The sequence below is a fragment of the Nostoc cf. edaphicum LEGE 07299 genome (genome assembly GCF_015207245.1).
Classification (GTDB): domain Bacteria; phylum Cyanobacteriota; class Cyanobacteriia; order Cyanobacteriales; family Nostocaceae; genus Nostoc; species Nostoc edaphicum_B.
The window spans coordinates 1-6,783 of sequence record NZ_JADEXF010000179.1 but is presented as its reverse complement, the minus strand read 5'-3'; the positions used below and the strand labels follow the sequence as shown (position 1 = coordinate 6,783).

Annotated in this window: 7 protein-coding genes and 1 pseudogene; 5 read left to right on the top strand and 3 right to left on the bottom strand. The window is 43.0% G+C overall.

Translation table 11 applies throughout. The annotated features are described in order from the left end of the window. Positions 1 to 1,583: ABC transporter ATP-binding protein (locus tag IQ229_RS07445; RefSeq protein WP_194042573.1), on the bottom strand; the 1,583-nt coding region annotated here is incomplete at its 3' end. Between the two features lie 234 nt (positions 1,584 to 1,817). Between IQ229_RS07445 and IQ229_RS07440 the strand changes: the two genes are divergently transcribed. Next, positions 1,818 to 3,785, top strand: a complete 1,968-nt coding sequence (locus IQ229_RS07440; protein ID WP_194042572.1) for a putative bifunctional diguanylate cyclase/phosphodiesterase — start codon at positions 1,818 to 1,820, stop codon at positions 3,783 to 3,785. Here IQ229_RS07440 and IQ229_RS07435 read toward each other — a convergent pair. Next, positions 3,759 to 3,911, bottom strand: a complete 153-nt coding sequence (locus IQ229_RS07435) for a hypothetical protein (protein ID WP_194042571.1) — start codon at positions 3,909 to 3,911, stop codon at positions 3,759 to 3,761. The genes IQ229_RS07440 and IQ229_RS07435 overlap by 27 nt on opposite strands. Here IQ229_RS07435 and IQ229_RS07430 point away from each other — a divergent pair. From IQ229_RS07430 to IQ229_RS07415, 4 genes are all read left to right on the top strand, one after another. Then, positions 3,905 to 4,141 carry a type II toxin-antitoxin system Phd/YefM family antitoxin gene (locus IQ229_RS07430; protein WP_194042570.1) on the top strand — a complete coding sequence of 79 codons (237 nt, stop codon included), beginning with the start codon at positions 3,905 to 3,907 and terminating at the stop codon, positions 4,139 to 4,141. The genes IQ229_RS07435 and IQ229_RS07430 overlap by 7 nt on opposite strands. Before the next feature lie 11 nt (positions 4,142 to 4,152). Next, entirely contained in the window at positions 4,153 to 4,548 is a 396-nt protein-coding gene (locus IQ229_RS07425; protein WP_409339903.1) for a type II toxin-antitoxin system VapC family toxin, read from the top strand. Positions 4,549 to 4,775: 227 nt separating this feature from the next. Then, positions 4,776 to 5,111, top strand: coding sequence for a DUF433 domain-containing protein (locus IQ229_RS07420; RefSeq protein ID WP_194042566.1), 336 nt, complete (start codon positions 4,776 to 4,778; stop codon positions 5,109 to 5,111). After that, the gene (locus IQ229_RS07415) at positions 5,111 to 5,476 is read left to right on the top strand and encodes a DUF5615 family PIN-like protein (RefSeq protein WP_194042564.1); all 366 of its coding nucleotides are present in this window, start codon (positions 5,111 to 5,113) and stop codon (positions 5,474 to 5,476) included. Before IQ229_RS07420 ends, IQ229_RS07415 begins: the two co-directional genes overlap by 1 nt. Before the next feature lie 136 nt (positions 5,477 to 5,612). Here the strand turns inward: IQ229_RS07415 and IQ229_RS07410 are convergent. After that, a pseudogene (locus IQ229_RS07410) lies at positions 5,613 to 6,611 on the bottom strand (PRC-barrel domain-containing protein). Positions 6,612 to 6,783: the final 172 nt, after the last annotated feature.

Here is a 6,783-nt window from a genome sequence, read left to right as displayed (position 1 = left end):
ATAATAAACACCGTCCGTTTTTCCATCAATCTTTCCAGCGCTTCCTGTACCAGTGCTTCTGACTCGGAATCTAAGGCTGATGTCGCCTCATCAAGAATCAAGATTTGGGGATTGAGCAGAATAGCACGAGCGATCGCAATTCTTTGTCTTTGTCCTCCAGATAAGTTTACCCCAGGCTCGCCTACCCAAGTCTTATAACCTTCTGGTAGTTGGCTAATAAACTGATGAGCATTAGCAATTTTCGCCGCCTCTTTAACTGCTTTTATGTCAAAAATATATTGTCCAAAAGCGATATTTTGAGCAATCGTCCCGGAAAACATGATGGTTTCTTGAGGAACAATCCCAATTTGTCGCCGCAGACTATGCAACTTCACATCTCGAATATCAATACCGTCAATGAAGATTTGCCCAACTTCGGGGTCGTAAAAACGGGGTAAGAGATTCACAAATGTAGTTTTACCAGCACCAGAAGCACCCACAAGCGCGATCGCTTCACCTGGCGACACCACTAAACTGATATCTTTTAATACAGATTCACCTGGTTTATAGGCGAAGGAAAGATGACGATATTCTACTTTGCCTTTGACTGGGGGGAGAGCGATCGCATTTATCTTTTCGATCACCGTTGGTTGAATTGCCATCAATTCAAAAACGCGGTCAACAGATGCTTCACCCTGCTTAAATTCGTTGTAGTTATTAGTAGTATGACCAATGGGATCGATTAATAGCGCCGCCGCCGCCAGATAACTGAAAAAATTCGCTACTGTCAAGTTACCTTGGGAGATTTGCCAAGCTCCCACAATCAGTAACGATAACGCACTGAAGGCTTCCAGAAATCCCACAATGGGAATCTGAATCGCTTTCAGGCGTTCGGCTGAGTATTTTGCTTTGAGACTGCGTTCTGCTTCATGTCCAAACCGGGCAATTTCGTAATTTTCGGCAGCAAAAGCCTGTACTAAACGAATACCGTTGAAAACTTCCGCGAGGATGGCTGATAAACCCGACACGCGATTTTGACTTTTTAAGGAATATTTACGTAACCGTTCACCAAACCAGCCAATTAAAATACCCATGAGTGGTGCAACTATCACTGTTGCTAGTGTCAGTTGCCAATTCAGATAAATCATGTAAATCGGAATTGCTAGCAACTGCAAAATACAGGGGATAAAGTCGTGAAATACTTTATTTACCACTTCGCCAACGCGGTCAACATCTTCGGTGAGGCGGTAAGATAAATCACCAGCTTTTGCCGTTTCAAAATAGCTGAGATTTAGCTTTTGAAGATGCGCGTAGACTTGCTGACGGAGATGAAAAGCAACTCGCAAAGCAGCTTTTGCCATGTACAAATCTTGTATAGACTGAAACAAACCTCTAATAAGAAATACTAAAGCACAGCTGCCAGTTATTTGAGCGATCGCTACTACATTACCTTGGGCAAAGGGAATTGCCAATTTACCGGCGAGATTAATTAATATTAAAGTGGCCAGCACGTATCCTAAGATACCAATAAGTCCCTTGGTAATGGTTTGCCACTGGAGTCGAATATAAGGCAGCAATTGCCAGTAATTAGAACGGGTTTTCAAGCTTAAAGATCCACAATGCTATTTTACTTTGTTTGACGCTAGCAGTTTTTGGGAGTTGCTGAATAGTTTACTAATTAGTTACAAACTGTTTTAGCGTTCAGTCCAAAATAATCTACATACATAAAAATGGTACAAGTATTAAAAGTATACCCTGCTATAGATGCCAATTTATTAGTATTTATTGATACTGATATTGCTTACACCCACGCTTCATAGTTTTGCAGCTCGAGCAACATGGATGTAGATAACTTTAGCCAGCAGATAGAGGAATTGCGATCGCGGGTAAGGGGAATATGGCAGCGCACTGCAACTCAACCAAACTCACAACATGAGCTAATAATAGAAGCTTTCGATGAACTCCAAATGGCAGTAGAAGAACTATTGGCTGCCTCCGAGGAGTTAGAGGTAACAAGAGCGGGAGCAGAGAGAGAACGCCAGCGTTACCAAGAATTATTCGATTTTGCGCCGGATGGTTACTTAGTAACTAATAGCGTAGGGAAGATCCTAGAGGCTAACTATGCAGCAGCAATTATGCTTTCTATGCGCCAAAAATATCTCATAGGTAAACCATTAATTGTATTTCTTGCTCAACAAGACCGTCAGATATTTCGCTCCCTGATAAATAATTTACAGCAGATACAGGACTGCATAATTGAGCTAAAGCCACGCTTAGGTATACCCTTTCCTGCTAGTATCAGGGTATCTCCAGTGTATGACTCACAAGAAAAGTTGATAGGCTGGCGTTGGTTGCTGCGTAATATCAGCGAAGCTAAACAAGCTGAAGAACGAGTGGCAAAACGCACAGTGGAACTGGCAAAAGCAAATCAGCAATTGCTAGATGAAATTACAGAGCATAAACGAGCCAAGTCACAACTGCTACATCTTGCGTTTCACGACATACTGACGGGACTCCCAAACCGCGCTTTATTTATGAACCGCTTAGAAGATGCGGTCAATTTTTCTAAACGGCATCCAGATTATCTATTTGCTGTGTTATTTCTAGACCTAGATCGCTTTAAGGTGATCAATGACAGCCTCGGACACACATTTGGAGATCAATTACTGCTTACCGTTGCTCAAAGGCTTCAAGAATGCTTGCGCTCTACAGATATGGCTGCACGGCTGGGAGGAGACGAGTTTATCATCTTGCTGGTGGGAATTAGAGATGTATTAGAAGTGGTAGGGGTTGTTGAGCGAATACAAAAGAATCTGGCACTTCGTGTGGTTCTAGACGGGCACGAAGTCTCTACTACAGCGAGTATTGGCATTGCTTTAAGCACAACAGGTTATAAACAACCAGAAGATTACTTGCGTGACGCCGATATTGCGATGTACCGAGCTAAGGCACAAGGCAGGGCGTGCTATGAGATTTTTAACACTGATATGCATATTCAAGCAATGGCACATTTGGAGTTGGTTAACGAGCTACGCCGAGCCATTGAGCTTCAAGAGTTTCGGGTTTATTATCAACCGATAGTGTCTCTCAGTCGCGGCAGAATAACTGGTTTTGAAGCGCTTGTACGCTGGCTACATCCAAAACACGGCATTGTTTTGCCAGAGTATTTCATATCAACTGCCAAAGAAACCGGGCTAATGAACCTTATTGAGCAGTGGCTCTTGCATGAGGCATGTGGTCAGATACAGCAGTGGCAAGAGCAATTCTCCTCTAGCTGTGGGGATCTATCCAAGTGTCCCTTGACCATTAGTGTCAATCTTTGTACTACTAGATTCAATGAAGAAAACTTGCTGCCGCACATCAATAAAGTTCTACAAGACACTGGACTCCCCGCACCGAATTTGACGCTGGAGATTACAGAAGGCGTAATTATGGAAAACAATGATAAAGCCATCATCAGGCTAAAGCAACTAAGAAATTTAGGAATTAAGTTGGCAATTGACGACTTCGGTACGGGCTATTCCTCATTAGGTCGTCTCCACCACTTTCCAATTAATCAGTTGAAGATAGACCGTTCTTTTGTTAACGGGAGCATTTTTGATGATGGAAATTTAGATATTGTTCAGACAATTATTACATTGGCACACAAATTAGGTGTGGATGTTACCGCCGAAGGGATAGAGACAGAAGAGCAAGTAGCAATGTTAAGAAAGTTGAAGTGTGAATATGGGCAGGGATATTTGTTCTCCCATCCATTAGATAGTTCTCAGGCGACAGCATTAATTATGGCAAATCCTCAGTGGTGATGGATCTTGTGCAAAGGGAATTGCCAATTTACTGGCGAGATCGATGCCCTCATCACCAACGTCGTCACGGGTAAAATAGATGTGCGCCAAGTCCTCATCCGCTAACCCCAGAACCGACCATGACACAAATCACTCTTTCCGATCTCCCCGAAACCATTCAAACCCTACTCAACCAAGCCCAAAAAACAGGCGAACCCCTCACTATTACCGAAAACGGTATCCCCTTCGCCATCATTTCCCCCATCAAGAAAAAATCCCTCCTGGAAACCCTTTCCACCCTTGAACCACTGGATGAAGACTTTGCCGACGTGGACGAAGGATTATTACCCTTAGATGATATTGAGTTTTCAAAATGAGTTATTTATACTTGTTAGATACAAACATCATTTCTGAACTAATTAAAAACCCCAGAGGAGTGGTATTTTCAAAAATTCAAGATGTCGGAGAAGACAAAATTTGTACAAGTATTATAGTAGCTTGTGAATCAAGATTTGGAGCTAGAAAGAAGAACTCCCAAAAGCTCATAGAAAAACTTGAAATAATTTTGGATAGTATTGAAATACTACCCCTAACTCATCCTGTAGAGCAATATTACGCAGAAATCCGCACTGATTTAGAACAACAAGGTCAACCGATTGGAGCTAATGACTTATTAATTACTGCCCATTCTTTAACCCTTGGTCTAACTCTCGTTACCGCTAATATTCGTGAATTTTCCCGTGTTCCTAATTTAAAAGTAGAAAACTGGCTTGAACCTCGCTAAAATCAGAAATAACTAAAAAATTAGCCCTCTCCTTGTTAAGTAAGGAAAAGGCTGAATTAATCTTATAGCGCTTCTCGTTTGCGTGCCGTGCCCCTACACGCTAGCAGTTTTTAGTGGGTTTCTGAACAGTTAACTAATTAGTTACAAACTGTTTTAGCATTCATCATAGAGTTTCCCGGTGTTCTTCTATGATTGAAGTGGAATGTTCATTCGTGGGGTTTTGCTTTATGAAACTGGAAGAGTATTTCAACGCCCTTGCACCAGATGACATTCGACTCAAAGGAACCCGCATTGGGATTGAGAGCATTCTTTACGAGTATATCTATCGCTGCAAAACACCAGAAGAAATTGCCGAACAATTTCATACGGTGACGTTGGAACAAGTTTACGCTACGATTTTGTATTACTTGCATCATCGTTCAGAGGTTGATGCGTATCTGGTAGATTGGTTGGAATTTTCCCGAACCATACGCGAAGAGCAACAGCAAAATCCGTCTCCTGCCAGAATGAGGTTTCGGCAAATGCAGGAAGAAAAAGCTCCAAAGCAGTTACAGGAAAGCTAATGGCAATCCGGTATCTGTTGGATGAACATCTAAGTCATACATATCGCTCCCAACTTGTGCGGCGCAACCCTGAATTGCTCGTGCGAATCATTGGAGATTTAGATGTGCCACCCAAAGGCACCCCAGACCCAGAGATTTTGATTTGGTGCGAAACAAATGGATTTATTTTGGTGACGAACAACCGTAAGTCCATGCCCGGACATTTGGCTGACCATTTAGCTTCAGGTCGCCATATACCTGGAATATTCACCATTGATGCAAACCAAAGCATCGGACAAACCGTTGAAGAATTAATCATCATTGTGGAAGCTTCGTTTGAGGATGAATATCAGGATCAAATTGAATATCTACCCCTGAGCCAATAGCACATTCTCCACTCCCTCACTTATCCTCAAAAATTAGCCCCCTCATTGCTTGCAAAGAGAGGGCTGAATTTATCAGAGAAATAATTTGTAATCTAAGCCGAAAATTACGAACTACGAATTACGAATTACGAATTAATTAATATCCGCCTTCTTCTTCGTATTCTGGCTGTCTTTCCTTGACTTTCTTAGGAATATTCACAGGCTTTGGCGCATCTTCCCAAGCATCGCCGTCTACGTCGTCATAATCATCGTATTAGTCAACATAAGGCTTGTTATAGGGCTGGGCTTCATACTTTAGCGGCTGCGGTTGTTGATACCTGTCGCTGCCTGTTGCCTCGCTCCAGTTATCTTCTTCCTCATCTTCTTCGTATTGAATAGATTCATACTGCCGCGCCTTCATTACCTGACGCTGTGGCCTTTCTTCTTCCACATAGTCTTCATTCCATTCTTCTTCCCGCGCTACGGGTTCGGGGGCGCGAACTTTTTGCCTGGGTGGCTGCAATGGCACTCCACTAGGCAGTTGGTTGGGTGCTGCAATTGTACGCGGTGGAGCATAGCCGCCGTATTCTTCTTCTATATCTCGCTCCCAAGGTGCTTTACCGATACCCAACCGCTCTAGTAAACCAACTGTTAACTGGTTTACTCGTTCTTCGGCTCCCTCAAACACAATCAACCGATTGGGGCCAGTGCTGACAATTTCATCTACTGAGAACTCATAAGTACTCAGAAATTGATCGGGAATTTGGGGCAATCCTAAAGAAGCAATGACTATAGATTCAAGCTTCCCGGTTTCGCCGTTGAACTTGAAGCCCCGAACTTTGCCTAAGACTTCACCTGTTTCTGTAATTACTTCCCAGTTAATCAAATTACTGAGAGATTCAACTTCGATATCTTCAATGACATCTTCGTTATCAACCAGGATAACATCACCAATCTGGCTGATGTTGTTGAGGTACATATAGCGCGGTATGCCCGAAATGGAGATCAGGCTGTCTCGCAAACCAAGAGCCACAACCTCTCGTTGATCGATATCAACCCAGACTTGACTGATAATGCCTAGCCGCTTGCCGTTGTCGCGGGTAATCACCTGGGTATTTAATATGTCGGAACGCCTAATTATCTGTTCGGAGGTCATTCTATACCGAGTCCTGATCTCGAATCCGGTTTAACGCGACGTGCAACTTATTCTTGTAACCCCACTTCCAAACCTCTATTCCAGTGAACGAGAGGCTTTGATTTTTGCTCTCTTTCCCTGGTAGGGAAGGGGTTCGGGGTTAGGTTTGAGAGAAAGTCACACATTACGTGGT